This window comes from Pedobacter sp. 01T416_2, from assembly GCF_056398925.1.
On record NZ_JBFTQI010000869.1, the window covers coordinates 1 to 2,323 of the forward strand.

Genomic DNA, 2,323 nt, shown 5'->3' on the forward strand with positions numbered 1-2,323 from the left:
GCATAAGTGTTTGTCGTTTTAAGGTTGAATTAAAAGATGTAAATAACAATCCGTTAGCTTCAGACCAAAATGTAAAAATCATAATTAACAAAGGGGGTGGTAAATTCAACCAGAAATTAAATGTTAAAAATGGTGAGGGATATTTTGAGGTCAAATCAGATAAAAGCGCTGATTTAATTAGTGTTGTAGCAGAGTCAAAAGGCATTAAATCAAATATTTGTCAGCAGCCCATCACAATTGGGTACCTAAAAATGACTACTAACCCGCAAGAGGAGGTCATTTTGAATAATGGTGGTGTAGTCGATTGGCTAAAGCCTAAAGTAGATGTTTTTGTGAGATTTGTTAATGAGGGTGTTACTGTACATTCAATTAATTCAAGGGCGGTTATGCTTAGAGTTTACAATGAAGATCGTGTCCTTATAAAAGAATACCAGGCTATAGCTAAAGATGGTGAGGCAATTTTTAAGGAAGTAGATTATTATTCCCGCCCGGGCAAATGCTTTTTTGTAGCAAGCGCAGACGGATATGAGAAAGTCGAAATCAAAATCTTTGAAAATACCTGGGACTACAAAATGATAGATAAAAGATTGGAAAAAAAATAGATGCATGTATTGCCTAAATCTTCTAATTTTTAAAACAGCCAAATAAAAATCAATATAAATCATTTTTTTATACCGCAGATAATGAAGCAATTAAGAATAAATAACATCCATATTTTTAGATTAATGGTTATGATTGTCTTGTTTTTTTTCTCAAAAGCGATTCTGGCTCAGGAACCTGAAAAGAAAAAGATGGATGAAATGTGGAACGGTAAAGCGACCACCAGCAATGAAAAAAACAGTAAAAGGGGTAAGCTTTTTCGGGATGGTAAATATGCCATGTTTATACATTGGGGATTATATTCACAGATAAGCAATGAGTGGAAAGGGAAAACCTATTATGGTATTGCTGAATGGATCATGAACAGTAATATGGCAAACATTTCTCCTCAGGAATACAGGAATGTCGCCAAAGATTTTAATCCGATAAATTTTAATGCAAATGCCATCGTGCAATTGGCTAAGGATGCGGGCATGAAATATATTGTTGTTACCAGTAAACACCATGATGGATTTGCGATGTTTCATTCTAAAGACAATAAATTTAATATCGTTGATGCTACTCCCTTTAAGCGGGATCCAATGATTGAACTTGCCCAGGCTTGTAAAAATGCCGGACTAGGCTTTGGTTTTTATTATTCCCAAAATCAGGATTGGACAGCACCCGGTGGCAATGATGGTCCCAAGGTTGATGAACAGGGAAACAAAAAATCATTTGATGACTTTTTCAAAGAGAAGTGTTATCCTCAAGTGCAGCAAATCACTTCTGAATATGGTCCTATAGAACTGGTGTGGTTTGATACCCCTGGAGATATGGACAAAAAATATGCAGCGCAATTAGTCGAACTGGTACATAAAAACCAACCCGGAGCCTATGTTTCCGGACGTGTTGGGCATAATATGGGTGACTATACCACTCTGGGAGATATGGAAGTCCCTAAACAGAATATAGAAGGATTATGGGAGTCTGTAGATGTTACAAATGATTCATGGGGTTACGCAGGTTATGATCAGAATTGGAAAAGTGCCAAAGAAATTTTGATGCGAGCCCTTTCTACCGTAGCCAGAGGAGGTACTTACATGTTAAATGTTGGTCCTAAACCGGATGGCACAATACCTGAGCAGGCGGCAATGGCATTGCGAAATTCGGGCACCTGGATCAAAAAATACCCCCAAACTATATATGGAGCAAAGGCATCTCCTTGGAAACACGCTTTGCCTTGGGGTGATGCAACAGTGCAGGGCAATAAAATTTCGCTTTTAGTCTATGATTGGCCTGTAACAGGGCATCTTTATCTTCCTGGATTATTGTCTGAAGTGATTGCTGTAAAATTATTAAACAATGGTAAAAATGAACCTTTGGTGTTTACTAAAAAAGAGGGCTGGATAGATATTCTTATGCCAGCAAAAGCCCCAGAAATGCTGGCATCAGTGGTAGAAATAACGGTCAACGGCGACCCAAAGGCAAATTCAATACAAAGTATAGACCCCCAAATTGAAACAACAATTCATGCCGATTTTGGAACAGCAATAAACTGTGAGAAAAATGGAAAATCATGGATGGAAAAATTTGGTGAATGGAAACATATCAATGAAGTCATCAAATGGACTACCAACAGCAAATTAGAGTGGGAAGTTGAAGTTTTAAAGCCTGGTTATTATCAAACTGAATTAAATTATACGGGAGTAGGGCGCTTGGTTTGGAAAATTGAAAGCAGCAGAGG

General features: G+C 37.5%; 2 protein-coding genes. Both read left to right on the forward strand.

Annotated elements, in window-relative coordinates:
- A partial coding sequence (locus AC1DPQ_RS25215) for a hypothetical protein (protein ID WP_477611240.1) occupies positions 1 to 602 on the forward strand: 602 nt, incomplete at its 5' end.
- Positions 603 to 683: 81 nt separating this feature from the next.
- A partial coding sequence (locus tag AC1DPQ_RS25220) for an alpha-L-fucosidase (protein WP_477611241.1) occupies positions 684 to 2,323 on the forward strand: 1,640 nt, incomplete at its 3' end.